This is a genomic window from Sphingomonas sp. JC676 (genome assembly GCF_014489075.1).
Lineage (GTDB): Bacteria > Pseudomonadota > Alphaproteobacteria > Sphingomonadales > Sphingomonadaceae > Sphingomonas.
On the sequence record NZ_JACTGR010000001.1, the window covers coordinates 1,112,589 to 1,137,592 of the forward strand.

General features: G+C 65.8%; 24 protein-coding genes and 2 tRNA genes. 15 read left to right on the forward strand and 11 right to left on the reverse strand.

Translation table 11 applies throughout. From position 1 onward, the window contains the following. Positions 1 to 78: 78 nt before the first annotated feature. The 3 genes from IAG41_RS05280 (at position 79) to IAG41_RS05290 (ending at position 1,577) form a co-directional block, all read left to right on the forward strand. A complete protein-coding gene (locus tag IAG41_RS05280) occupies positions 79 to 336 on the forward strand; it encodes an acylphosphatase (RefSeq protein ID WP_316251081.1) in 258 nt (85 codons plus the stop codon). Between the two features lie 112 nt (positions 337 to 448). Next, a complete protein-coding gene (locus IAG41_RS05285) occupies positions 449 to 847 on the forward strand; it encodes a DoxX family protein (protein ID WP_187727482.1) in 399 nt (132 codons plus the stop codon). Between the two features lies 1 nt (position 848). Then, positions 849 to 1,577 carry an NYN domain-containing protein gene (locus IAG41_RS05290; RefSeq protein WP_187727892.1) on the forward strand — a complete coding sequence of 243 codons (729 nt, stop codon included), beginning with the start codon at positions 849 to 851 and terminating at the stop codon, positions 1,575 to 1,577. 3 nt (positions 1,578 to 1,580) lie between these two features. Here the strand turns inward: IAG41_RS05290 and IAG41_RS05295 are convergent, their stop codons facing one another. Genes IAG41_RS05295 through IAG41_RS05305 form a run of 3 tightly spaced genes read right to left on the reverse strand, consistent with a single transcriptional unit; the run spans position 1,581 to position 3,657 of the window. Beyond that, a complete protein-coding gene (locus tag IAG41_RS05295; RefSeq protein ID WP_187727483.1) occupies positions 1,581 to 2,513 on the reverse strand; it encodes a hypothetical protein in 933 nt (310 codons plus the stop codon). After that, positions 2,510 to 2,998: a hypothetical protein gene (locus IAG41_RS05300; protein WP_187727484.1), complete on the reverse strand. Its 489-nt coding sequence runs from the start codon at positions 2,996 to 2,998 to the stop codon at positions 2,510 to 2,512. Before IAG41_RS05300 ends, IAG41_RS05295 begins: the two co-directional genes overlap by 4 nt. Then, a complete protein-coding gene (locus tag IAG41_RS05305; RefSeq protein WP_187727485.1) occupies positions 2,995 to 3,657 on the reverse strand; it encodes a hypothetical protein in 663 nt (220 codons plus the stop codon). Before IAG41_RS05305 ends, IAG41_RS05300 begins: the two co-directional genes overlap by 4 nt. A 92-nt stretch (positions 3,658 to 3,749) precedes the next feature. Here IAG41_RS05305 and IAG41_RS05310 point away from each other — a divergent pair, with 92 nt between their 5' ends. Beyond that, positions 3,750 to 4,553 (forward strand): transporter, encoded by an 804-nt coding sequence (locus IAG41_RS05310; protein ID WP_187727486.1) that lies wholly within the window; start codon positions 3,750 to 3,752, stop codon positions 4,551 to 4,553. A gap of 8 nt (positions 4,554 to 4,561) precedes the next feature. On the opposite strand, the gene IAG41_RS05315 is transcribed toward IAG41_RS05310, so the two are convergent. Then, positions 4,562 to 5,455, reverse strand: coding sequence for a LysR family transcriptional regulator (locus IAG41_RS05315; RefSeq protein WP_187727487.1), 894 nt, complete (start codon positions 5,453 to 5,455; stop codon positions 4,562 to 4,564). Between the two features lie 96 nt (positions 5,456 to 5,551). Here IAG41_RS05315 and IAG41_RS05320 point away from each other — a divergent pair, with 96 nt between their 5' ends. Beyond that, the gene (locus tag IAG41_RS05320) at positions 5,552 to 6,424 is read left to right on the forward strand and encodes an aldo/keto reductase family oxidoreductase (RefSeq protein WP_187727488.1); all 873 of its coding nucleotides are present in this window, start codon (positions 5,552 to 5,554) and stop codon (positions 6,422 to 6,424) included. A gap of 45 nt (positions 6,425 to 6,469) precedes the next feature. Here the strand turns inward: IAG41_RS05320 and IAG41_RS05325 are convergent, their stop codons facing one another. Both IAG41_RS05325 and ettA read right to left on the reverse strand, forming a co-directional pair. Further along, positions 6,470 to 6,919, reverse strand: coding sequence for a ribose-phosphate pyrophosphokinase (locus IAG41_RS05325; RefSeq protein WP_316251082.1), 450 nt, complete (start codon positions 6,917 to 6,919; stop codon positions 6,470 to 6,472). 25 nt (positions 6,920 to 6,944) lie between these two features. Then, complete coding sequence (gene ettA, locus IAG41_RS05330) at positions 6,945 to 8,624, reverse strand: energy-dependent translational throttle protein EttA (RefSeq protein WP_187727489.1); 1,680 nt, start codon at positions 8,622 to 8,624, stop codon at positions 6,945 to 6,947. Between the two features lie 153 nt (positions 8,625 to 8,777). On the opposite strand from ettA, the gene IAG41_RS05335 reads away from it, so the two are divergent. The 3 genes from IAG41_RS05335 to IAG41_RS05345 all read left to right on the forward strand — a co-directional run bounded on the left by IAG41_RS05335 (position 8,778) and on the right by IAG41_RS05345 (position 12,038). Continuing rightward, positions 8,778 to 10,160 (forward strand): M20/M25/M40 family metallo-hydrolase, encoded by a 1,383-nt coding sequence (locus IAG41_RS05335; protein ID WP_187727490.1) that lies wholly within the window; start codon positions 8,778 to 8,780, stop codon positions 10,158 to 10,160. A gap of 207 nt (positions 10,161 to 10,367) precedes the next feature. Continuing rightward, a complete protein-coding gene (locus IAG41_RS05340; RefSeq protein WP_187727491.1) occupies positions 10,368 to 10,601 on the forward strand; it encodes a hypothetical protein in 234 nt (77 codons plus the stop codon). A 108-nt stretch (positions 10,602 to 10,709) separates the two neighbouring features. Next, the gene (locus IAG41_RS05345) at positions 10,710 to 12,038 is read left to right on the forward strand and encodes a dicarboxylate/amino acid:cation symporter (RefSeq protein WP_262408455.1); all 1,329 of its coding nucleotides are present in this window, start codon (positions 10,710 to 10,712) and stop codon (positions 12,036 to 12,038) included. Position 12,039: 1 nt separating this feature from the next. On the opposite strand, the gene IAG41_RS05350 is transcribed toward IAG41_RS05345, so the two are convergent. After that, positions 12,040 to 12,116: transfer RNA gene (locus IAG41_RS05350), tRNA-Pro, on the reverse strand. Positions 12,117 to 12,408: 292 nt separating this feature from the next. Here IAG41_RS05350 and IAG41_RS23115 point away from each other — a divergent pair. Next, positions 12,409 to 13,068, forward strand: coding sequence for a choice-of-anchor E domain-containing protein (locus IAG41_RS23115; protein ID WP_262408456.1), 660 nt, complete (start codon positions 12,409 to 12,411; stop codon positions 13,066 to 13,068). Positions 13,069 to 13,149: 81 nt separating this feature from the next. On the opposite strand, the gene IAG41_RS05360 is transcribed toward IAG41_RS23115, so the two are convergent. From IAG41_RS05360 to IAG41_RS05370, 3 genes are all read right to left on the reverse strand, one after another. Next, a tRNA-Ile gene (locus IAG41_RS05360) sits at positions 13,150 to 13,225 on the reverse strand. Continuing rightward, the gene (locus tag IAG41_RS05365) at positions 13,216 to 14,292 is read right to left on the reverse strand and encodes a polysaccharide deacetylase family protein (protein WP_316251083.1); all 1,077 of its coding nucleotides are present in this window, start codon (positions 14,290 to 14,292) and stop codon (positions 13,216 to 13,218) included. The genes IAG41_RS05360 and IAG41_RS05365 overlap by 10 nt, the downstream gene beginning before the upstream one ends. Positions 14,293 to 14,294: 2 nt before the next feature. Next, positions 14,295 to 16,172 carry a HAMP domain-containing sensor histidine kinase gene (locus tag IAG41_RS05370; protein ID WP_316251084.1) on the reverse strand — a complete coding sequence of 626 codons (1,878 nt, stop codon included), beginning with the start codon at positions 16,170 to 16,172 and terminating at the stop codon, positions 14,295 to 14,297. 170 nt (positions 16,173 to 16,342) lie between these two features. On the opposite strand from IAG41_RS05370, the gene IAG41_RS05375 reads away from it, so the two are divergent. After that, positions 16,343 to 16,810 carry an Lrp/AsnC family transcriptional regulator gene (locus IAG41_RS05375; protein ID WP_187727494.1) on the forward strand — a complete coding sequence of 156 codons (468 nt, stop codon included), beginning with the start codon at positions 16,343 to 16,345 and terminating at the stop codon, positions 16,808 to 16,810. Between the two features lie 47 nt (positions 16,811 to 16,857). Here IAG41_RS05375 and IAG41_RS05380 read toward each other — a convergent pair whose 3' ends face one another. Then, positions 16,858 to 18,144: a tetratricopeptide repeat protein gene (locus IAG41_RS05380; RefSeq protein WP_187727495.1), complete on the reverse strand. Its 1,287-nt coding sequence runs from the start codon at positions 18,142 to 18,144 to the stop codon at positions 16,858 to 16,860. Positions 18,145 to 18,349: 205 nt separating this feature from the next. On the opposite strand from IAG41_RS05380, the gene IAG41_RS05385 reads away from it, so the two are divergent. From IAG41_RS05385 to IAG41_RS05405, 5 genes are all read left to right on the forward strand, one after another. Beyond that, complete coding sequence (locus IAG41_RS05385; RefSeq protein ID WP_187727496.1) at positions 18,350 to 18,949, forward strand: hypothetical protein; 600 nt, start codon at positions 18,350 to 18,352, stop codon at positions 18,947 to 18,949. A 112-nt stretch (positions 18,950 to 19,061) separates the two neighbouring features. Continuing rightward, a complete protein-coding gene (gene gyrA / locus IAG41_RS05390) occupies positions 19,062 to 21,824 on the forward strand; it encodes a DNA gyrase subunit A (RefSeq protein WP_187727497.1) in 2,763 nt (920 codons plus the stop codon). Continuing rightward, on the forward strand, positions 21,821 to 22,174 hold the full coding sequence (locus tag IAG41_RS05395; RefSeq protein ID WP_187727498.1) for a DUF952 domain-containing protein: 354 nt from the start codon (positions 21,821 to 21,823) through the stop codon (positions 22,172 to 22,174). The genes gyrA and IAG41_RS05395 overlap by 4 nt, the downstream gene beginning before the upstream one ends. A 62-nt stretch (positions 22,175 to 22,236) precedes the next feature. Continuing rightward, complete coding sequence (locus tag IAG41_RS05400; protein WP_187727499.1) at positions 22,237 to 22,638, forward strand: hypothetical protein; 402 nt, start codon at positions 22,237 to 22,239, stop codon at positions 22,636 to 22,638. Between the two features lie 33 nt (positions 22,639 to 22,671). Further along, the gene (locus IAG41_RS05405) at positions 22,672 to 24,978 is read left to right on the forward strand and encodes a TonB-dependent receptor (protein ID WP_187727500.1); all 2,307 of its coding nucleotides are present in this window, start codon (positions 22,672 to 22,674) and stop codon (positions 24,976 to 24,978) included. The last annotated feature ends 26 nt before the right edge of the window (positions 24,979 to 25,004 follow it).

Consider the following 25,004-nt stretch of genomic DNA (forward strand, 5'->3'; position numbering starts at 1 on the left):
CGCCAAGCTGCTAAGGTAGCGTCGGCCGAGGTTCCCGGCCGAGTAAGCGTGGGGTCTATGACAGTACAACGAATTTACGTGACTGGACGCGTGCAGGGCGTGGGCTATCGCGACTGGGTGGTGCGCACCGCCCAGCGCACCGGGCTCACCGGCTGGGTGCGCAATGTGAGGGATGGGCGTGTCGAGATATTGGTCTCGGGCGAGGAGGAAGCGCTGAACGCGCTGGTCGAGGGATGCCGCGTAGGTCCGCCACTGGCACGCGTCGATCATGTCGAGAACTACCCTGCGGACGGGGAAAAGGCACACAAGGGCTTCACCAAGCGCTTCACGGCCTAGCGCGAACGGAAACGATCGGTTTCAGCTCGCCGGGTTGATAAAGCTGCCGGGGCATGAACATATTCCACTCTCGAAACGGCACGGCAGTCGTGCTCGAACAGGAGTGATATCCATGCCCATTCCAGCAAGCTGGTCGTCCCAACTGCTGAGCCTGCTGCGCATCGTCGCCGGACTTGCGTTCATGCAGCATGGCCTGTCCAAGTTTTTCGGCTTTCCTCCGTCGCCGATACCCTTTCCATCGCCGCTGCCGCCGATTCTGATCACGGCGGGCACGATCGAACTCGTCGGAGGCGCGTTGCTCGTGCTCGGGCTGTTCACCCGGCCGGTGGCGTTCATCGCGTCGGGCATGTGCGCAGTCGGCTACTTCCTGGCGCACGCGGGCGTGGGCATGAAGTTCTTCCCGCTGGTCAACCAGGGGGAGACCATTCTGCTCTATACTTTCATCTTCCTGTATCTCGCCGCTGCCGGCGGTGGCGCGTGGAGTGCCGACGCGCTGCGCAGCAAGGCGTGAGGTGATCGACGGCCTGCCCACCGGCAACGTCGCCCTGTTGATCGACGCGGACAATGCATCGCCCGCGTCGATCGACCCGGTGCTGACCGCGCTCGCCGATCTGGGCACGGTCAATATCCGGCGCATCTACGGCAATTGGAGCAAGCCCGCGCTCAAGGGCTGGACCGAGGTCGCCTTGCGCTTCGCGCTCGAGCCGCAGCAGCAGTTCGACCTGACCAAGGGCAAGAACGCCACCGACATGAAGATGACGATCGACGCGATGGACCTGCTCGCGGGCGGGCGCGTCACCGGGTTCGGGATCATGTCGTCCGACAGCGACTTCATGCCGCTGGTCACGCGGCTGCGGCAGGACGGGCTGGTCGTCTATGGCTTCGGCCGATCGACCACGCCCGAGGGTTTCCGCGAGGCGTGCAACCGCTTCATCGATGTCGATACGCTAGAAACCACCAAGGCCGCCGAAGTGCCGCGCGTTGCGACCGCCGCGGCGGCGGAGAAGCCAGGCGCGGTGGACCAGGAAGTCGTCAAGCTGCTGATCGACGCCTATCAGAACGCCAAGCGCGACCCGCAGGGCTTTGCGAGCCTGAGCGAAGTGGGCCAGCGCGCCGCCAACCGATCGAGCTTCGACACCCGCAATTACGGTTTCGCGCGCCTGTCGGACCTGTTCGAGGCGGTGCCGGGCTTCGTCGTCGACCGGCGTGACGGCGGCGCTTTCGTCAAGCGGGTGCGGTAGGGCTCAGCCGCTGCCGCCGCACGGGGCGATCGCCGACATCGTGTCGAGCATCGCCTTGCGGACCTGGGCCGGCGGCATCTTCGCCAGTTCCTGGAGAGTGTGCTTCTCGCCGAGCAGCTGGGCGATGCGATAGCCGACATAATAGCCGAAGCGCGGCGGGAAGACCTTGCCGCCTGCCCCGCCCATGAAGAACTCTCCAGCGTCCTCCTGCGAAGTCGAATCGAACTTTGCGCGGGTTAGGCAGATCGCACCCGCGAGATGCGGCTCCACTTCCGCCCGCATCGGCCGCGGGATGGTGAGCAGCAGTGCGCGATCGTCGGCACCCGGGTTCATCTTCGACGCGACATAGACCGCCAGGCCCTCCTGCCAGAGCGAGCACCACAAGGCCTCGCAATCGGGGAAATAGCTGGCGTGGTAGAAATGGAAGAGCTCGTGATCGAGGAACGGGCCGATGGTGGCGGTATCGTGGATGCGCGCAATCACGTCGGCGCCGAACACCGCGACGGTCTTGCCGCGCAATTCGCGCGTGCCGCCGTCCATCTCGCCGAGCGAATGGAGCAGGTAGATCGGCATGGTTGGGGCGTAATCAGGGAAGAAGCGGCGGAAGCGCGCGGTGCCGCTGGCATAGGCGGCGGAGAAATCACGCGCCGTCGCGAGGAACTTGTCGCGGGTCGCGGGATAATCCGCCAGCGCCTTGGCGACACGGGCATTGTACTTCTCTTCGGTCGCGCCGTAGCGCGGCTCGTAGAAGCCGGGGACCAATGCATTGAAGCGCTCGCGGAACAGCTTCACGCGCTCGTCCGGTCCCGTCGTGGCAGTCTCGGCAGCGAAGCGGTCGAACGCATCGGTATAGGACGCGAAAGCAGGCACGGGTTGTGCGTGGGCGATCGCCGGGGCGGCCAGCAGGAGCGCGAGCAGGAGACGCAGCATCGTCATTTGCGGATCTCCTCGGTGCACTGGCGCATATAGTCGAACGCCGGGCCGGCATCGGCGAGCGGCACGTCCAGGGCTATCCTCGGCGCCGCAAAGCCCAGACCAAGCGTGGCCCGGAGTGGCGTGAGGCGCGGATCGCCGGCGCCCTTCAGGAACAGCGAGAACCCCCGCCCTCTCCTCGCCAGGCCGGTGGCGGCGTAGACCGCGTCAGAACCCGCGAGCGACAGGCGCACCTCGAGGCTCGCATCCGCGGCGATATGGCCCCAGGCCGGATTTTCCACGGCGATATAGAGATCGGTGTCGCGCGGGTTGGTCGAGAACGACACCGATGCACCGCCCACGCTATCATTGACCATCCAGCAATCGCCCTGGAAGCCATAGACGCTCCAGGCACCAAAGCTTCGCTGGGGATAGGTTTCGAGCGAATCCTGTGCGGACGCCGGCGTGGCGAGGAAAAGCGTAATCGCAGCGAAGGCGACGGCCCTCATTGCGGCCGGATCGCGCTGCAATCGCCGCCGCGCTTCTGGGCGAAGCCGCCGCCATAATAGCCGAGTTCGGCGCGATCGGCCTTGCCGATCTGGTAGCGGATCTTGCGCTGGTCGCCTGTCGTCACTTCGACCGTCCAGGCGTCACGGCCATCCACCTGTTCGCTGCCGACCACGTCGAGCGTGAAGTCGCCGAGCCCCTTGTCATATTGGTAGAAGGGCAGCTCGAAATGCGCGCCCTGGGCGAGCGGCAAGGCGGCGAAGGTCAGGCCCCAGAGATTGCCGTCCCAGACCGGGCCAGCGAACGCGGTTTCGACCGGCTCCGCGCCGGGGCGCGTAGTGATCGCCTTGTCCGCCGCATAGGCGACGCGGACATGCTCGACCCCGGACTTGCGGCTGTCCATCGCAATCGGACGGAGATCCGACCGGCGCAGCAGGAAATGGTCGCGCAGGTCGAACTTGCCGTCGCCGATGCGCTGGTGGACGACGACGTCCCAGGCGGGCGCGCCGTCGGCGGTGGTGGCACTGATCTTCTGGAAGGTCGCGCCCATCACCGCATCGCCGCGCATGATCGCGTAGCAGGTGGTAGAAGGCTTGAGCACCGACCCGTCGACGACGGGCACGGCCGCTTGGGCGAAGGCGAGCAGGGCGAGGATCGGCATGGCGCTTTTCCTATCGCCGCTTGCGGCGCCGCGCCATAGTGTTTTACGTGCACAATACGGCGGAAGGCCAGCCGCACGGACGGGACGGGCGCATGTCGAGATTTCTGATTGGGCTGACCCTGGCGACACTGACAGGTATCGGCACCGCGCAAGCGCAGGAGCTTCGCCCCTTCTGCGCGGACCGGCCGGGCCTCGATACGCCGGCATGCACCGTCGATGCGGGTCATGCGATCGTCGAGCTGGGTGGCCTCGACTGGACGCGCGCGCAGGACAGCGCCACGCGCTCGGACACATGGACGGCGGGCGATCTTCTGGTCCGCGTCGGCGTTACCGACAGCATGGAGATCCAGGCCGGCTGGACCGCCTTCGGCGCGGAGCGCACCCGGGATCGTGTGACCGGAGCGACCATGCGGAGCAGCGGCGTGGGTGATGTCACTTTGGCCGTCCGGCAGAATGTCTCGCACCCCGACGGGTCCGGATTTGCTGCCGCGCTGATGCCGTTCGCGACGCTGCCGGTCGGCGGCGAGACGATCGGCGCTGGAGATTGGGGGGCTGGCATGATCCTGCCCTTGAGCTACAGCCTGAATGATGTCTTCGGCATCAGCCTGACCCCCGAGATCGATGCCGCCGTCGATAGCGACCGACGCGGGCGCCACCTTGCTTATGGCAGCGCGATAGGGCTGAGCGCGGCGATCAGCTCCAAATTGAGCGGCGCGCTCGAATTCCAGGCGGTACGCGACAGGGATCCGGACGGACACAGCACCGAGGAGTTGGCGAGCCTGTCATTCGCATGGCAGCCGAAAAAGGGATTGCAGTTCGACACCGGCGCGGTCGCCGGGTTGAATGCCGCCAGCCCCGATGTCGAACTCTATGTGGGCGTGGCGCGACGGTTCTGAGTTCCGTCTCAGCGCTTGATGAAATCGACAAAGGCGCGCAGCGGCGCCGGCAGATGCCGCCGCCCGGGATAGTAAAGGAACGGCCCCGAGAATTCCTGCCACCATGGCTCGAGGATCGGCTCCAACGCGCCGCTGTCGATGTGCGGACGCAGCCAGCCCTCGAAGAGATGGATTACGCCGAGGCCGCCGATCGCGGCGCTTACCGCCAGGTCCACCGCCGCGCCGGACTCGACGATCAACGGCCCCATGGGATCGATCCGTACGATCTCGCTTTCCCGTTCGAACTCCCAGATTGGCATCGACCCGCTCGAAAAGCGCCCACGCAGGCAGGCATGGTCGAGCAGGTCACGCGGATGCTGTGGGCGGCCGTGCGCGTCGAGATAGGCGGGCGCAGCGGCGGTGGCGAAGCGCTGCACGCGCGGGCCGATCGGCACCGCTATCATGTCCTGTTCGAGGCGTTCGTCATAGCGGATGCCGGCGTCGCATCCCGCCGCCAGCACATCGACGAACCCATCCTCCACCGTCACTTCCAGCCGGATTTCGGGATAGGCCTTCAGGAACGGCGTGACGATCGACGGGAGTACCAGATTCGACACGCTGGCGGGCACGTTGAGCCGCAGCGTTCCCGCGGGACGGTCGCGAAAGGCGTTGACGATGTCGAGCGCGGCCTCGACTTCGCCCAGCGCAGGCACGAGCCGCTCGAACAGCCGTGTGCCCGCCTCGGTCGGCGCAACGCTGCGGGTGGTGCGATTGAGCAGCCGCACGCCCAGCTTCGTCTCGAGCCGACGGACCGCCTCGCTGATGCCCGAGGCAGAGCCGCCGCCGGCACGCGCAGCGTCACGGAAGCCGCCCGCGCGGACCACCGAAACGAATGCCGATAGATCATCGAGTTCGGTCGCCATTGTCCGTATTTCCACACAACCTGTGCCGATTGCTACGACTTATCGTTCTCGATGGCGACCTCCATCTTGCGGACAGCATTCCCAAGGAGACCCGTCATGACCGATATCACTGCCGCCGGCATCTTCCCGCTGGGCGATCGCACCGTGCACCGCCTGGGCTATGGCGCGATGCAGCTGGCCGGACCCGGCGTGTTCGGCCCGCCCAGGGATCGCGATGCCGCGCTTGCCGTGCTGCGCGAGGCCGTGGCCAGCGGCGTCGACCATATCGACACCAGCGACTTCTACGGCCCGCACATCACCAACCAGCTGATCCGCGAGGCGCTGGCCCCGTATCCCGACAAGCTCACCATCGTGACCAAGGTCGGCGCGGTGCGCGGCGCCGACGCGTCATGGATCCCGGCGATGTCCCCGGCCGAACTCACCCAGGGCGTGCACGACAATCTGCGCAATCTCGGCGTCGAGACACTCGATGTCGTCAACCTGCGGGTCGTCGGCACGACGCATGGCACCAGCGAAGGCTCGATTGCGGAGCAGTTCGAGGCGCTGGCCGCGCTGCAGCGCCAGGGACTGATCCGCCATCTGGGACTCAGCAACGTCACGCCGAAGCAATTGGAAGAGGCGCTGCGGATCGCTCCGGTGGTCTGCGTGCAAAACCAGTATAACCTGGCCCACCGCGAGGACGATGCGTTTATCGACGCGCTGGCGGCCAAGGGCATCGCCTATGTACCCTTCTTCCCGCTCGGCGGCTTCTCGCCGCTCCAGTCCTCGACTTTGTCGGACGTCGCGGCAAAGCTCGGCGCGACGCCGATGCAGGTGGCGCTGGCCTGGCTGCTCCATCGCTCGCCGAACATCCTGTTGATCCCGGGTACCTCGTCGGTGGGCCATCTGCGCGAGAATCTGGCGGTGGCGGCGCTGAAGCTCCCGGACGAGAGGCTGGCCGAGCTCGACACTATCGGCGGCGACGGCTGATCCTGGAAGCGGCGGGGTCGCTGCTGGTGCTTGATACCAACAAACTCAGCTGACCGCGCCGTGCTTCGCCGCCCAATAATCGAACGCCTCGGCCTGCAACCGCTTCACCAGCGCGGCAGCGTCGGGCCCGGTCCACGCGCCCTTATAGCCGTAAGCCTCGGCCGTGCCGTTCCACCACCCCTGCCCCGGCAGCCGGTCGCTCTCGCGGACCACCAGCACCGCAAGCCCCGGTTCGCCGGCGGCCGCGCCCGCCGCGTCGATCGCATCGAGCGTGCGGCAATATGCTCGCATCTTCGGGCGGCTGAAACGCAGGCCCAGCCCGGCGAGTGCATCGGAGTAACTGAGCGCCCGGCGTTCGCGGGCGGCGGCGATCAGCATCGCACGCACCCGCGCTACATCGGCGATTGCCCCGGGGCCGGCTTCGTCCGGCACCAGACCCTCGGCGACCAGCCATTGGTCGAGCGTATCGCCGAAGCCGGGCGCCTTGCGAGCCATCAGAAGGCAGGCGCCCGGTTCGTCATCAGCGCGTCAGCTTCTTGTACGACAGCGCGGTCGGACGATCGGCCGCATCGCCCAGGCGACGACGCTTGTCTTCCTCATAGGCCTCGAAGTTCCCCTCGAACCATTCGACATGGCTGTTGCCCTCGAAGGCGAGGATGTGCGTGGCGAGACGATCGAGGAAGAAGCGATCGTGGCTGATCACCACGGCGCAGCCCGCGAAATTCTCGATCGCTTCCTCCAGCGCGCCCAAAGTCTCGACGTCGAGATCGTTGGTCGGCTCGTCGAGCAGCAGAACGTTGCCGCCGCGCTTGAGCATCTTGGCGATGTTGACGCGGTTTCGCTCGCCGCCCGAGAGCTTGCCGACGTTCTTCTGCTGGTCCTGGCCCTTGAAATTGAACGCACCGACATAAGCGCGGGTCGACTGGTCGTAGCCGTTGACCTTCATGTAATCGAGCCCGTCCGAGATTTCCTCCCAGACGTTCTTCGACGGATCGAGGTGATCGCGGCTCTGGTCGACATAGCCGAGGCGCACCGTGGTGCCCTTCTCGATCGTGCCGGTGTCCGGCGTCTCGCTGCCGATGATGAGCTTGAACAAGGTCGACTTGCCGGCGCCGTTGGGGCCGATCACGCCGACGATGCCGCCGGCCGGCAGCGTGAAGGAAAGATTCTCGAACAACAATTTGTCGCCATAGGCCTTGGAGATATTCTCGACCTCGATCACCTTGCCGCCCAGGCGCTCGGGCACCTGGATGACGATCTGGGCCTTGCCCGGCGAGCGGTTCTTCTGCGCTTCGACCAACTGCTCGAACTTGGCGATACGCGCCTTGGACTTGGTCTGGCGGGCCTTGGCGCCCTGCCGGATCCACTCCAGCTCGTCCTTGATCGCCTTCGCCCGGCCGGATTCCTCGCGCTCTTCCTGCTCGAGGCGCTTGGACTTCTTCTCGAGATAGGTCGAGTAATTGCCCTCGTACGGGAAATATTTGCCGCGATCGATCTCGAGGATCCAGCCGACGACATTGTCGAGGAAATAGCGGTCGTGGGTGATCATCAGCACCGCGCCGGCATATTCCTTGAGATGGTTCTCCAGCCATTCGACGCTCTCGGCATCGAGATGGTTGGTCGGTTCGTCGAGCAGCAGGATCGAGGGCTTCTGGATCAGCAGCCGGGTGAGCGCGATGCGACGCTTTTCACCGCCCGACAGGTTCGCGACCGGCCAATCCGACGGCGGGCAGCGCAGCGCTTCCATCGCGACTTCGAGCTGGTTGTCGAGCGTCCAGCCGTCGACCGCGTCGATCTTGGCCTGGAGATCGCCCATCTCTTCCATCAGCGCGTCGAAATCGGTGTCGTCCTTGGGATCGCCCATCTCGGCCGAGATCGCGTTGAATCGATCGACAAGATCGGCGGTCGCGCGCGCGCCTTCCTTGACATTCTCGAGCACAGTCTTGGTCGGATCGAGCTGGGGCTCCTGCTCGAGATAGCCGACGGTGATATACTCGCCGGGCCATGCCTCGCCGGTGAAATCCTTGTCGACGCCGGCCATGATCTTCATCAGCGTCGACTTGCCGGCGCCGTTGGGGCCGACGATGCCGATCTTGGCACCCTGATAGAATTGCAGGTTGATATTGCTCAGTACCGGCTTCGGCGCGCCGGGAAAGGTCTTGGTCATGTCCTTCATGACGAAGGCGTATTGGGCGGCCACGTAGCGGTCTCCGATCGGTATTTTGAATGCGGGAAGTTTGGCCGCGCATGTAGCGACGCGCCGGGCGATTGGCAACGCGACCGTTGCTAGACACAATATGGAAACCGTCATCCCGATTGGCAAATGTTTCGGGGGTGGCTAGCACCTGCAGCCATGAACAAGCGCATGCTGCTCGCGGCCGTTGCCGTCCTCGCCCTTCCCCTCCCCTCCCTGGCCCAGACCGCGCCCGACGTCGCCAAGCTCCGCGATGCGGCGCTGCAGGACGACACGGCCGCCTGGGACATTGTCGAGGGGCTCACCACCGAAGTCGGCCAGCGCCTGGCGGCGACCGATGCGGAAGCGCGGGCACGCGCCTGGGCGGTGAAGAAGCTGACCGCGCTCGGCTTCCAGAACGTGCATATCGAGACCTACAAGATGCCGCTCTGGGTGCGCGGTGCCGAGACCGCCGAAGTGGTCGGCCCGTCGGCGCAGAAGCTGACGATCGCCGCGCTGGGCAATTCGGGCACCACCGGGCCCGCCGGGGTCGATGCCGAAGTCGCCTATTTCCCCACGCTGGCCGACCTGCAGGCGGCGCCCGCGGGCAGCCTGAAGGGCAAGATCGCGTTCGTCAGCCACGCGATGACCGCCACGCAGGACGGTTCGCAATATGGCTATTACGGCGGCGTTCGCCGTTCGGCGCCGAACCTTGCGGCAAGCAAGGGCGCGGTGGCGATCCTGATCCGCTCGATCGGCACCGACTATCACCGCAATCCGCATACCGGCGTGACCAACTGGGCCGATGGCGTGAAGCCGATCGCAGCCGCGGCGCTCTCCCTTCCCGATGCCGAGCAGCTCGAACGGCTGCTCAAGCGCGGCCCTGTGCGGCTCAAGCTGCTGGTGACGCCGCAGTTCAAGGGCCAGGCGGAGTCGGGCAACGTCATCGCCGATGTGCCGGGCAGCGATCCGAGCGCAGGCATCGTGCTGATTGGCGGTCATCTGGACAGCTGGGACCTGGGCACCGGCGCGATCGACGACGGCGCAGGCGTGGCGATCACGACCGCCGCGGCGATGCGCGTGCGCGCCGCCGGGCAGCCCAGGCGGACGATCCGCGTTGTCTGGTTCGGCGCGGAGGAGCCAGGCGGCTTCGGCGGCGAGGCCTATGCCAAGGCGCACGCCAACGAGCGCCACGTGCTCGCGATGGAATCCGATTTCGGTGCTGACCGCGTCTGGAAGTTCGAGACCAGCCTGCCCGACGCGGCCAAGCCCATCGCCGACCGGCTGGCGGCAGCCCTCGCTCCGCTGGGCATTTCGCGCGGGCGCGGCGCGGCGCATGGCGGCACCGATGTGGGCCCGGTGATCCAGACCGGCGTGGGCGGAGTCGATTTGTCGCAATCGGGGCTGCGCTATTTCGATTATCACCACACGCCCGACGACACGCTCGACAAAATCGATCCAGCGCAATTGCGTCAAAATGTGGCAGCCTGGGCGACAATGCTCGCGATCGTCGCCAATGCGCCCGAAGATATCGGCCCGGTGCCGGCGCATCAGGGCGAGTGATCTCAATATCTTGGCGGCGATTGGAACCAAATCGTTGCTGAGGGATTTGGCGGCGGTCGGATGGCAACATCCGGGCAGAAAAAAGGCGATAGTTTTGCGATGCGGTGAATTTGCGATTGACGCAACCGCAACGACCGTTATTTCAACGGCTTCGCGATGGCATTCGGGCCGGATGCGAAACGTTTGAGTTCCACTAGGAGCACCAATATGAAGAAGATCCTCATCGTTGCTGCTGCTGCCGGCCTGATGTCGCTTGCGGCTTGCGAGGGCGGCACCACCAACACGGCAGCTGAGAACGCCGAAGCGTCGCACGAAGCGAACGCGTCGATGTACGAGGAAGCCGCTGACAACACCACCAACGCCGTTGCCGAGAACGTCCTCGACAACGCTGCCGCGGTGGAAGAGAACGCTGCCGACGCTGCGCAGGCCAACAAGAACTGATTTGGCCACCAGCCGCCTGACGGCTGGAAGCTGAGGATAGGAAGGGCGTCCCTCACGGGGCGCCCTTTTCCTTTGGGGCGCCAACGGGTAGGCCAGCGGGGGATGAGCATGGTACCCAAACAGGGACACGCGACAACGGAGCGGCCGCGCTTCTGGCACCTGCTTTACTTCTGGGTGCTCGTCGCGATCGTCGCCGGCGTGGCGCTCGGCTATTTCCAGCCCGGCATCGGCGCGAGCCTGCAGCCGCTGGGCGAGGCGTTCATCGCGCTGGTGAAGATGATCATCCCGCCGGTGATCTTCCTGACCGTGGTGACGGGGATCGCCGGATCGCATGGGCTGGGCTCGCTCGGCCGCGTCGCGATCAAGGCGTTCGCCTATTTCCTGTTCTTCTCGACACTGGCGTTGATCGTCGGGCTGGTCGTCTCGCATATCGTCCAGCCCGGCGCGGGCATGCATATCGATCCGCGCACGCTCAACGCGGCGGCGGTCCACGGTTTCGAGGAAAAGGCGCACGAGACGAGCGTCACCGGCTTCCTCGTGGCGATCATCCCCACGACCTTGGTTTCGGCCTTCACTAGCGGATCGATCCTGCAAGTCCTGTTCGTCGCCGTGCTGTTCGGCGTCGCACTTGCCCTGGTCGGCGAACCGGCGCGGCCCGTGACCGATCTGCTCGAGCGGCTCTCGCTGGTGGTATTCCGCCTGGTCGGCATCGTGATGTGGGCAGCGCCGGCGGGCGCGTTCGGGGCGATGGCGTTCACGATCGGCAAATATGGCCTGGGGACGCTGTGGAGCCTCGGCGCGCTGGTCGGGACCTTCTACCTCACTTCGCTGATTTTCGTGCTGATGGTGCTCGGGACGGTCGCTGCGCTTACCGGATTCTCGATCCTCAAACTGCTGCGCTATCTGAAGGCGGAATTGCTGCTGGTGCTCGGCACGTCCTCGTCCGAGGCGGCCCTGCCCGCGCTGATCGAGAAGCTGCAGCGCGCGGGCGCCGCCAAGGAAGTCGTGGGTGTGGTCGTACCCGCGGGCTATTCGTTCAACCTCGACGGCACCAATATCTACATGACGCTGGCGGCGCTGTTCATTGCGCAGGCGACGGGCGTCGAGCTGACGCTGGGCGAGCAGATCGGGTTGCTGGCGGTTGCGATGCTGAGCAGCAAGGGCGCGGCGGGCGTGACCGGTGCGGGGTTCATCACCCTCGCTGCGACACTGGCGATCGTCCCCAAGGTGCCGGTGGCGGGCATGGCGCTGATCCTGGGCGTCGACCGCTTCATGAGCGAATGCCGGAGTCTCACCAATTTCGTCGGCAATGCCGTGGCGACATTGGTCGTGGCCCGCTGGGAAGGCGCGCTCGACCGGGAGGCACTGGCCCGCGCGCTGAACGGGCGGCCCGATCCGCTGCCGGCGCGTGCGCCGCTGGAGGCCGATCCTGACTGAATGGTCGGGGAGACAGGATTCGAACCTGCGACCCTCTGGTCCCAAACCAGATGCGCTACCAGGCTGCGCCACTCCCCGACGCCGGGCGTGCTAGCGATTGAATCGCGTATGGACAAGCTTTGCCGCATCTGCCGACGATTCGCCTCCGATCGAAATTCCCGACCAGCATCGAATACGAACGATGTCGCGGCACCTGATTCCGCATCGGATGCCGATGCGCGCCGCCCCATTTCGATACATTAACGATCGCGCGGGAAATCGCCTGGCGATTTTCTATGGTTAACGGATGTTTTTCATGTTCGAGCCCGTTGCGGCGGGCAATGCCTTGCGTCAGTCACGGAATTGTTCAGTTCAGCAGGATGCAAGCCATATGAAGATGTTCCTTCTCGCCGCCGTCGCGGCGTGCGCCATTGCCGCCCCCGCCAGCGCGGACAATTATGTCCAGACCGCTACGGTCACGAGCAGCGCGCCCAAGGTGGCGACGGTGAACTTCGACAAGTTCGATTCGACGCTCGGCACGCTCAACAGCGTCACGCTGATGTTCTCGTCGGTTCTCGATGCGTCCGGTACGCTTACGAACAACTCGATCGTCCTGCCGCGCAACTATCTGCTCTCGACGGGCGCGATCGCGGGTCTGACCGGCAACGGCTTCAACTTCATGCAGGGCCTCGGTATCGGGCTCGATCTGGTGCATGTGCCGCGTCACAACTCGGTAGGCCTGAGCTATGACGCGACCAATAGCGACAGCGAGACGCTGACGTCGAACCTGAGCGCGTTCGTCGGTTCGGATCCGCTCGCCTTCACCTTCGTCTCGACCAGCCTGTTCGGCATGCTCGGCATCAACGGCACGCTCGACATGGATACCCAGATCGGCGGCTGGGCCAAGATCACCTATGACTATACGCCGAATGCCGCCGGTGCAGTGCCGGAACCCGCTAGCTGGGCGATGATGATGCTCGGCATCGGCGCGGTCGGCGGCGCGATGCGCCGGCGCCGCTCGGCGGTGACGACGACCGTCCGCTACGCCTGAACGCGGCAAGCATCGAACGAACGAAGGGGCGGTCCGCGGGCCGCCCCTTTTTCGTTGCCCGCTCGATGGATGAAAAGGCGCTGGTGGGCCCGGCAGGACTCGAACCCGCAACCTAGCCGTTATGAGCGGCCAGCTCTAACCGTTGAGCTACAGGCCCCCAGCATTCTCGGCACTAGCGGAAGGTTGGGCCGCGCCGCAAGCCGCGTCGGCGGCGGCGATTATCTCGCCCAGCGAAGCCGGTGCGACGTCCAGCCTGGCCAGAAGCCTGAACATCCGATCCCACCAGTGATGGAATGCCGCCAGATCGGCCTGGTCGCGCACATAGGGCGTGTGCCCGGGCTCGACCGAAGGCGAGTGGAAGCTGAAGTTGAGCAGCTGCACCCCCTCGCCCACCGCCACGCGGACCGCTTCCAGCGCCTCCTTGATCGGCATGTCTTCGGGGGTGAGCGCTACGCGCGAGAGCAGGCCGAGCCTGGATGCGATGCCGCGGCCGTGCGGGAACCGTCCGAGGCGGCGATAGAGGCTGACACCGGCAGCCCTGGCCATGCCGGTGAAAACGGTCGTGAGCGGGAGTTCGAGCATCGACCCGTCCGGCCCCGTCCGGAAGGCATGGTTGCCGATCCGCGAGAAATCGGGACCGCCCTCGCCCGAATAGTCATAGGCCACGCGCATCGAGCTGTCGGCGCGGTAGCCGAGATCGGCGAGCAGTCCGAGCGTGTTGGGACCGATCCCGTAGCGGCCGGCGCGATAGACGATCGGGCGCGCGCCGAAGTTCGCGGCGATCGTATCGGTCAGCAACGCGAGCTTCGCACGTTCAAGCTCGGGCGAAAGATTTCCGGAAAAGCTGTTGAGATCGCCGACTTCTTCCTCGAACGGTGGATTGACCCAGGGATGGAGCTGGGTGCCCACCGCCGAACGGCCATCCTCGATCAGGCGCCGCAGGATCTCGGCCGCCTTGGGCGTCGATGCGACCGGATAGTCGACAAGATAGGTGAGCGGAACGCCGTGATCCGCAAAGCGCGCATGCGCGGCCGGCATCGCAGCGATGGCCTGTGTGCCACCCGCCTCGCGGTCGAATGGCGCGGCCCAGTCGAATTCTTCTTCGGTATCGACAAATACAGCGAAACGCGTGCCAAAGACTTGGGGCCAGGCGAGCAGCGCATCGGGCGCCGGTGCCGGCGCGCGATACCCCTGCCCCTGGTCTTGCGGGGGTGTGCGCCCCACGATCAGCTCAGATGCGCCTGTCCCACCTGGCCGTTTACGGATGCCGGGAGCCGCAAAGTCAAGCTCTCGGGTGCGATTACCAGTGAACCGCCGAGTTCGCGGGCGAGATTGCGCGCGAGGCGGAGCGCGAAGCCGGTGCCGAGCAAGGTCGCATCCTCGCGCTCGTCGTCGATGCCGAGCACCGAATCGCCGGGATAATCGGCCAGCGCAGCCGGGCGATCGATCGTGATCGCGACCTTGGCGTCATTCTCGAGCGCGAGCTGGACGCCGATCCGCTCGCCCGCGCCGCTCGCCGAGACCAGAGTCGCCAGCAGCCGCGCGAGCAGCCGTTCGACCGCGCGGCGATCGCCATCGACGATCAGATCGTCGACCGGCAGCGAGATGATCGAGCCACGCAGCTCGGCGAGCTGGGAGAGATCGTCGGCGATGCCCGAGATCAGCGGGCGCAGATGGACCTGGCTGGGGACCAACGCGAGCGCGGCGCTGTCGATCCGCGCGGCGAGATCGAGATCGTCGATCGCACCGAGCAGCTCGCGGGCCTGGCTGCGGATGACATGGGCGCGATCGCGATAGGGATCGGCGACGGGACCCAGCATCTGGGTCTCGATCATCTCGGCAAAACCGGCGATCGCATTGGTCGGCGTGCGCAGCTCATGGACGAGCTGGCGCAGCGAATCGGCGGGCATCGGCCCGGGCGCCCGGACCGGCTCGGCGCGTTCGTCGACGCGCGGGCGCCGGGCGGTGCCGCGATAGCCGGTAAAGCGCCCATTAGCTGGATCAAACACGGGGACCGCGGAGATCAGCCAGTCGCCGCTCGCCTCCGAGTCGCCGTCGATCGTCATCCGCGCCGTGCTGAAGCTGGCGCGGCGGCGGAAAGCGCCCGACGCGATGCCGTCGACGCTGCTGCCGTCCCCCGTGCCCTGGAAATCGAGCGAAAGGCCGACGATCGGCGCGCGGCTGACGCCGGCAACCCAGCGAATGATGCCCTTCGCGTCGGTCTCGAAGCGGAAATCCTCGGCGCGGAGGGGCGCGCGGAACGGGCGCGGCCCGGTTTCCTCGCGATCGCGCCAGAAAGCGTCGATCCGTGCCACCACTTCGGCGATCTCGAACGGGCCCTCGGCATCGCCGGAGACGTTGCCGCTAGTCGCCGCATCGAGTTCTGGCAGATCTAGCGCCTCCCCAGGCGCGTAGACCCCCGTCAAATCGCCCTGATCCATGCTCGGAAGCTGCGCCGATTGTTCGGGTTGCGCAATGATTTCGGTGGGCGCCGGGGCATCGACTGTCCCGCTTTGGACCGGACCGGTCGCAATTTCGTCCTGGCCGGTCTTGGCGGGCGCCTGGCCGCCGCCGACGAGTGCGATGAAGGAATAATCCTCGGCCGTTTCGGACGTTGCGGCCGTAAGGTCCACCCCGACAACGATATGTGCCGATGGATCGCTCTCATCGGAAAGCACGAAATCGATCGGCCCGAAGCTTTCGAGCGCACGCTTGACGACCGGACCGAGATCCCGGCGGTTTCGGAGCACGGCACGCGCGGCGGGCGCCAGTTCGGGCAGCAGCTGCACCCATTCGGCCGAAGCCAGCCGGGCGGTGCGCAGCACGGGCAATCCGATCGCGATATCGTCGAGTGCGAACAGGCGCACCAGCGGCGCCGGCGGATTGGCGAATTCGAGCGCGCGGGCACTGGCGGCGCGGATCTGCGCGGGAACCTGGGCACGAATCGCGCGCAGCGTCGCCATCGCCCTGGCATCGGCGGCCACACGGCGACGGCCGATCAGGTCGACAAGCTGCCGCCACGCCGAATGCGCCCCGTAGGGCGTATTCAGATCGGCAGCGAGCACCGTCTCCAGGGTATCGTCGAAACGCAATGCTTGGCCCACCGTTCGCCGGCCCCATGAAGAGGACCGTAACGATTCATTAACCGCCGCTACGGGCATCAGAAACAGCCCATTTCGGCACGTCGCAATGTGGGACAATTGCGTTGCAGCGTAATATAATTATGCTAGCGGGCATTCTCAGGAACGAATCCAAGGCAGGAGCGAGGATCATAATGCGATTCGACGATATCGACGTGCGAATCCTCGGTTTGCTGCAAGATAATGGCCGGATGACCAATGTCGAACTCGCGGAACGCGTGGGGTTGACGGCGCCGCCATGTCTCCGCCGGGTTCGGGCGCTGGAGCAGGAAGGCGCGATCAGCGGCTATCACGCGTCCCTGGATCCGGTGGCATTGGGGTATAACCTCACCGTCTTCGCGATGGTCAGCCTCAAGAGCCAGGCCGATATTGACCTGCGCGCCTTCGAGCAACTCGTCTCCGAGATCCCCGAAGTGCGCGAATGCCATATGCTGAACGGCGAGATCGACTTCATCCTGAAGATCGTCGCACCCGATCTGCAGAGCTTCCAGACGATCCTGACCACCAAGCTCACCACCGCGCCCAATGTCGAGCATGTGAAGACGTCGCTGACGATCCGCACGTCAAAGGCGCTGCCGGGCGTTCCTGTCCCCGAAATGTGAAAAGGGGCGGCACGAGGCCGCCCCTTTCCGGTTTCGCGTTGCGCGGCTCAGGCGAGCGGCGGCAGATTCAGCGCGGTCGTCCAAAGCAGCGCGATATCCGCGGCGCCGGGTGCCTTGACCAGGCCGAACGCGGTGCGCGCCTCGTCCTTGCGGCCGAGATAGTAGAGCGTCTCGCCGCGATGCAGGTTCACTTCGTCGGCGTTCACGCCGCCCTTCTGGATCGCGAGGTCGTAGAGCTCGAGTGCCTTGGCGTAGTTGGCCGACGCGAAATAGGCATCGGCAGTCTGCGAAGCCGTGCTGCCGTCCTTGGCAGTGGCTGCCTGCTTCGCGAGCGTGTCGAGCGAGCCTTCCGCCTTCACGCGGGCCTGTGCCGCGGTATAGAGCCGGTCGAGATCGGCATTGCCTGCCGGAGCCTTGCCGGTGGAGCGCCCTTCGGTGACCACCGCCACGGCTTCCCAGGGAAGGCCGGCCTGCGCGACCAGGGTCGTATATTCGAGATAGTCGTTGAGATCCGCAAGCGCCTTGGTACCGCGCATCAGGCGGTACAGGTCGATCCTCTGCGTGCCGTTGAAGCGCGTGCCCGCGCGATCAGCACCCTCGCGGAAGATCAGGATGCCCCAGCGCCAGTTCTGCACGGTCGGATAATCGGTCAGCAGGCGCGAGAGCCACTCGGCGGTAGCGGCACGATCCCCGGTCGCATAGACGCGCGGGATCGCAAAGCGGTACCACGCCTCGGGCGCCTTGCTGCCGGCCGCCTTGTTGGCGTTGATCGCCCGGCTCACCTCAGCCACCGCTTCCGCCGGCTTGTTCGTCGCCGCATAGGCGTTGGCGAGCAGGATCTCGATGTCGGGCTGCTTCGAGCCGACCTCACGCGCCTTCAGGAGCAGCGGAATCGCCTCGGCATATTTCTTCTGTGAAGCAGCCTGCTGACCGAGCAGGAAGTTGTACTGGCCTTGGTAGACCGCCATGTCCGTCGGCGGAGTCTTCGGGTTGACGACGAGAATCGTCAGTGCCTTGAGCTGGCCCGCCTCGTTGTTGCGCGTCGCATCCATGCGGAAGCGCAGCCACGCCGCGAAATAGCGTTCGTCGTCATTCTTGGCGACGGTTTCCGCGGCAACGATATTCGGCTCGGCGGTTGCCCAGTCCTTCGCCTCGACCGCGGTTTGCGCCAGGGCTGCAGGCTTGCGGAACTCCTCGCTGATGTTGAGCGCGTTCTTGTCCGCCTTCTTGTCAGCCTTCTTGTCGGCCTTCTGCGCTGCGGCTGGCACCGCACCCAAGGCAGTGGTGCCCAGCGTCAGCACAGTGGCCAGCGCAAGCTTGGATACGAACGTCATGTAGAACTCTCCTCGTGGGGGAACGGGCAGAAGGGGTCCCGGCTCCTCTAATTGCGTGCCCCGCGCCATTCAAGCGCACCAGTGATGCCGTTGCCAATCGATAGATGAACGCGGATTGAATGCAGGCGATCCATCGCGATCGATCCTTGCTGGCATTTGTCCGCGATTGCCGATTAGGGTCCGGAACCGGATTGGGGAGGAAATAGTGCTGATCATGCTCGCCTTGTTGGCGCAAACCGCCTCGCTCGATACCGATCCATCAAAGGCGGCGCTGACCTGCGCGATGTCGGTCGCGATCGCCGACGCCTCCGCGAGTCCAATGCGAATCACCTCGCAGGTGAGCCATTTCGTGATGCAGGCGGCCAAGGCCGATCCCGGCACCAAAGCGTTCCTTGATCGCGTGGGCGAACTCACCGACCAGGCCACCGCCGGCAGCCAGACTCCCGATTTCGCCAAGGCGATGATGCCGGAATGCGATCGGCGATTCCCGCTGGCAAGGCGCATCGGCACCGTCAAACTCCCCAGCGACCCGTTCGACCGAGACGTGATGTGCTTCGGCGTGCTGGCGCTGCTCAAGGGCGCGGCAAGCCAACTCGAGGAGGACAGCGGCGACGCCGGACCGCTCGACAAGATCGAGACCGCGCTCGCCCCGGTTTCGGACCGGCTGACCGATGAAGCGCTCAAAGCACATGGAATCGCGTCGGACACCGGATTCGCCGTGGCGATGGGCAACCAACTCAAGGCATCGCTTGCGCTGGGCAATGCCGAGAGCGTGGCGCGCGCATGCGGCGCAGCGCCCTTTTGAGAGACCTTAGACCCTCGCGCGCGTACGCGTACGCGCGGGCGCGCGGGGTTGGCAGAAAGCCTCTGCCCCGCTAGAGCCTTCTTAACGTCACAAAACCCGAAAGCATCATAACTTGACCGACGAGACTGTCCTCGCCGACCCCTCTGACATTACTCCGATCTCGATCGTCGACGAGATGAAGACCTCGTACCTCGATTACGCGATGAGCGTGATCGTGGCGCGTGCGCTGCCCGACGTTCGCGACGGCCTGAAGCCGGTCCATCGCCGCATTCTCTATGCCGCGCAGGAAGGCGGCTATGTCGCCGGACGCGCCTATCGCAAATCGGCCCGCCTCGTCGGTGACGTGATGGGTAAATACCATCCGCACGGCGACAGCTCGATCTATGACGCGATGGCGCGCATGGCCCAGGATTGGGCGATGCGGGTGCCGCTGATCGATGGCCAGGGGAACTTCGGTTCCATGGATCCCGATCCGCCCGCGGCGATGCGCTACACCGAGGCGCGGCTCGCCCGTGTCGCCTCGGCGCTGCTCGACGATATCGACAAGGACACGGTCGACTTCCAGGACAATTATGACGGCTCCGAAAGCGAGCCGACGGTCCTCCCTGCCCGCTTCCCCAACCTGCTGGTCAACGGCGCCGGCGGCATCGCGGTCGGCATGGCGACCAACATTCCGCCGCACAATCTGGGCGAGGTCATCAACGCCTGCCTGGCCTATATCGACAATGGCGCGGTCACGCTCGAGGAGCTGATGGAGATCGTGCCCGGTCCGGATTTCCCGACGGGCGCGACGATCCTGGGCCGCAGCGGCTGCCGATCGGCATATCAGACCGGCCGCGGCTCGATCATGGTCCGCTCGCGCTACATTACCGAGCAGCGCGGCGAGCGCCGCTCGATCGTGCTGACCGAGATCCCCTACCAGCAGGGCAAGAACGCGCTGGTCGAGAAGATCGCCGAAGCCGCGAAGGAAAAGCGGATCGAGGGGATCAGCGACATCCGCGACGAATCGTCGCGCGAGGGCGTCCGCATCGTCATCGACCTGAAGCGCGACGCGACTCCGGAAGTCGTGCTCAACCAGCTCTGGCGCAACACGCCGGCGCAATCGAGCTTCCCGGCCAATATCCTCGCGATTCGTGGCGGGCGGCCCGAACTGCTCAACCTGCGGGACATCATCGAGGCGTTCGTCCGCTTCCGCGAGGAGGTGATCACCCGGCGCTCGAAGTTCGAACTCGCCAAGGCGCGCGACCGTGCGCACATCTTGCTCGGCCTGGTGATCGCGGTCACCAACCTGGATGAAGTCGTCAAGATCATCCGCGGCTCGTCCAGCCCGACCGCGGCGCGCGAAGCACTGCTGATGCGCGAATGGCCGATCGCCGAGATCGCGTCCTATATCCGGCTGGTCGAAGCGGTCGAAGTGGAAGTGACCGGCGACGTCTATCGCATGAGCGACGTCCAGGTCCGTGCGATCCTCGACCTGCGCCTGCACCGCCTTACCGCGCTCGGCCGCGACGAGATCGGCGACGAGCTCGCCAAGCTCGCCGAATCGATCGCCGAACTGCTCGAGATTCTCGGCAACCGCGCCAAGCTGTACGAAGTGCTGCGCGGCGAGCTGGTACTGGTCCGCGATACCTATACGACTCCGCGTCGCACCGAGATCGCCGCCGCCGCCGACGGGATCGAGGACGAGGACCTGATCGAGCGCGAGGACATGGTCGTCACCGTGACCATGGAAGGCTATATCAAGCGCACGCCTCTCGAGACTTTCAGGGCCCAGCGCCGCGGCGGCAAGGGCCGTGCCGGCATGGCGACCAAGGACGAGGACGTCGTCACGCACCTGTTCGTGACGAGCACGCATACGCCGGTCCTATTCTTCTCGACCGCGGGCAAGGTCTATCGGATGAAGGTGTGGCGCCTGCCCGAGGGCGGGCCGGCGACGCGCGGTCGTCCGATGATCAACCTGTTGCCGCTGGCGACGGGCGAGACGATCTCGACCGTGCTCCCCCTGCCGGAGGACGAGACCGAATGGGGCGCGCTCCACGTCATGTTCGCCACCGCCAAGGGCAGCGTCCGCCGCAACTCGATGGACGCGTTCACCAACGTCCCCTCGAACGGCAAGATCGCGATGAAGTTCGAAGGCGAGGATGCCGACGACCGGCTGATCGGCGTGGCTTTGCTCGACGAGAGCGACGACGTGCTGCTCGCGACGCGCGGCGGCCGGGCGATCCGCTTCGCGTCCACCGATGTCCGCGAGTTCCAGAGCCGCAATTCGACCGGCGTGCGCGGCATCTCGCTCAACGGCGACGACGAAGTGATCTCGCTGTCGGTGCTGCGCGGTTTTGCCGCGACCACGGAGGAGCGCGAGGATTATCTGCGCGCCGCGCCGTGGAAGGAGCGGCGCGAGGGGCAGCCTGAGCCTGAACAGAAGCTCGACGATGCGCGCATGGCCGAATTCGCCGGGGCCGAGGAGTTCATCCTCACCGTCTGCGCCAATGGTTATGGCAAGCGCTCGTCGGCATATGAATATCGCCGCACCAATCGCGGTGGCCAGGGCATCACCAATATCGACAACCTCAAGCGCAATGGCCCCGTCGTCGCGAGCTTCCCGGCGCATAATGGCGAGCAGCTGATGCTCGTCACCGACCAGGCCAAGCTGATCCGCATGAACGTGGGCGACACCCGCGTGATCGGTCGCGGCTCGGCGGGCGTGAAGCTGTTCGACGTCGCCGACGACGAGCATGTCGTCTCGGCGGCACGGATCGAAGAGACCGAAGACGAGGCCGAAGTGAACCTGGCGGACGGCCCGACCGTTGATGCGCCTACGCCCGATGCCGATACCAATGAGGATCTGGCGGAGGGGCCGGAGGACGGCCAGTGAGCGACACCCCGAACACCGCCTTTAAGGTGCTCACCGCCGATCAGATGACGGCGCTGGAAACTGACGGCGTGTTCGCGGGCGCGCCCATCGATCTGGCGGACGGCTATATCCACCTCTCGACCGCTGATCAGCTGGGCGAGACGCTCGACAGGCATTTCGCCGGCCAGAAGAATCTCTGGTTGGCGGCGGTCGATCTCGAGGTGCTGGGCGATGCGGTGAAATGGGAGCCGTCGCGCGGCGGCCAGCTCTTCCCGCACATCTATGGCGCGCTGCCGCTCGACGCGGTGCTTGCCTATAGCGAGCTGCACTACGAGCCCGACGGCGCCTTGCGACTGCCCGTCACCGGTTGAATCCGCACTTGCCAGCGGCTTCTGGCTGGACGAAAGGCTGCGCGATGATCGGGACTGCCAGCATGCGAAACGGAGGATGGCGGCGCGTTGCGCTGCTCCTCGTCGCGTGCGCATTGCTGTTCCGGATCGCGGTTCCAGCCGGCTGGATGCCGCAGGCGCATGCGCAGGCACGGGGCGTCACGCTTGCCTGGTGCAGCGGGATGGGCGATGCGGCGCCGGCCGAAGCCAAGGCGCTGATCGCCAACGCCATCGGCGCGAAGGAAACGCCCAAGCACAAGCCCTCGTCCGATCAGCCCTGCGCCTTTGCGGCAGCCGCGCATCCGATAGCCCACGCCGATCCCGCCCCGCTGCTCGCCCCCTTGGCGCGCGAGGCGGTGGTGACACACCCTGCCCTGCTTCCTTTCCCCGGCCGCGGCCTCGTTGCCCCGCCTCCCTTCGCCACAGGACCACCGCTCCACGCCTGAACCGGAATCTTCCCGTTTTCAGTCGGAGCACCCATGTCTTTGCCATTGCCACGCCGCAGGTTTCTGCCGCGCGTTTCGCTTCTCGCACTCGCCACCCTGCTGGCGCTTCCCGCTTACGCCGCGCCCAATGAGGACGAGGATCAGGACGGCAGCCGCAAGCCGGCGATCGTCGTCACCGGCGAGCGCAGCCGCGCGACGATCGAGAATTCCCCCTCCACCAGCGCGCGGATCGATGCCGAGCGGATCGATACGACGACCAACGCGGTCAATGTCGAGGACACGATCAAATATCTGCCGAGCCTGGTCGTGCGGAAGCGCCATATCGGCGACACCCAGGCACCGCTCGCGACGCGCACCTCGGGGCTCGGGTCGAGCGCGCGCAGCCTGATCTATGCCGACGGGGCGCTGCTCTCGTCGCTGATCGGCAACAACAATACCAGTGCGAGCCCGCGCTGGGGCCTGGTGGCGCCCGAGGAGATCGAGCGGATCGACATCCTCTACGGACCCTTCTCGGCGGCCTATGCCGGCAACTCGATCGGCGCAGTGGTCAACATCACGACACGACTGCCCGACAAGCTGGAGGGCACGCTGAGCGCACTGACCAACCTCCAGGATTACGACCAATACGGCACCAAGGCGCTGTACCCGACCTACCAGTTCGCTGGAACGCTGGGCGACCGCTTCGGGCCGCTCTCATTGTTTGCCGCCGCGACGCATACCGCAAGCAAGGGCCAGCCGCTGAGCTTCGTCACCACCAATCGCCCGGCGGCGACCGGCGCCGGCGGCAGTCTCACCGACGGCGGCTATGACGCGCTGAACCGCACCGGCACGCCGATCCGGGTTCTGGGCGCGTCGGGGATCGAGACGCAGCATCAGGATGTGCTCAAACTCAAGGCCGCGCTCGATGTGACCGGCGAGATCCGCGTCACCTATGTCGGCGGGCTTTTCCTCGATGATACCAACGCCGTGGCGGAGACCTATCTCTCGAACAGCGCCGGGCCGGTCTATTCGGGTTCGCTCAACATCGGCGGCTATCCCTACAACATCGCCGCGAGCGCCTTTTCGGGTGGCGTCTACACCAGGGACTCGCGGCATTGGTCGCACACGCTTTCGGCGCGCGGCGATACGAATGGGTTGGACTGGGAAGTCATCGGATCGCTCTACGATTTCGACCGCGACGTGCAGCGCACGCCGAGCGGCGCCCTGCCCGCTGCCAATGCCGGCGGCGCCGGGCAGATCGTCCGGCTCGACGGTACGGGCTGGCGCACGCTCGATGCCAAGGCGAACTGGCGGACCGGCACCCAATCGATCAGCGCCGGCGGCCATTGGGATCGCTTCACTTTGTCGAGCAACCGCTACACCACCACCGACTGGATCCAGGGTGCCGAAGCGCAGCTGAACCTGGTGTCGCGCGGCAAGACCGAAACCTTCGCGCTCTGGGCGCAGGACGCGATCGATGTGGGGCCGGTCACGCTCACTTTGGGCGGGCGCTATGAATGGTGGCGGTCGTTTGACGGGTATAATTATTCGCTGAGCCCGGCGCTGGCGGTGACCCAGCCCGAGCGCCACGCGCAGGGCTTCTCGCCCAAGGCGACGGTCGCGTGGACGCCCGCCGAGAATTGGTCGGTGCGGCTCTCCGCGGGCAAGGCCTATCGCTTTCCGACGGTCGGGGAGCTCTATCAGGCGGTGACCACCGGCCCGACGATGAGCGTACCCGATCCGACGCTCCGGCCCGAACAGGCGGTGTCCGAGGAGCTGGCGATAGAGCATGCCGATCGCCACGGCTCAGTGCGGCTGTCGCTGTTCAACGAAAGCGTCGAGGATGCGCTGATCTCGCAGTCCGCCCCGCTCGTGCCGGGATCGGCGACGCTCTACAATTATGTCCAGAATGTCGGGCGCACCCGCGCACGGGGCTTGGAATTCGCGCTCGATCGCCGCGACGTGGTGCCGCGTTTCGATCTCGCGGGCAGTGTGACCTACACCGATGCCGAAACGCGCGAGGACGCGGCTTTCCCCGCAGCGGTGGGCAAGATGCTGCCGAGCGTCCCCCGCTGGAAAGCCAGCGCGGTGGCGACCTGGCGGCCGGACGACGCCGTCTCGCTTACCGCGGCAGCGCGCTATGCCAGCCGGAACTGGGGCAGCCTCGACAATAGCGACGTGGTCGGGAACACTTGGCAAGGCTTCTACAAATACCTCGTGATCGACGCGCGCGCGCACTTTCGCGTGAACGAGCATTACAGCTTCGCCGTCGGTGTCGATAACCTCACCAACGACAAATACTTCCTGTTCCACCCCTTCCCGCAGCGATCGGTGACGGCGGAAATGACGATGCGACTGTGAGCGCTTGACGGCCAAGGCGGGTGCCC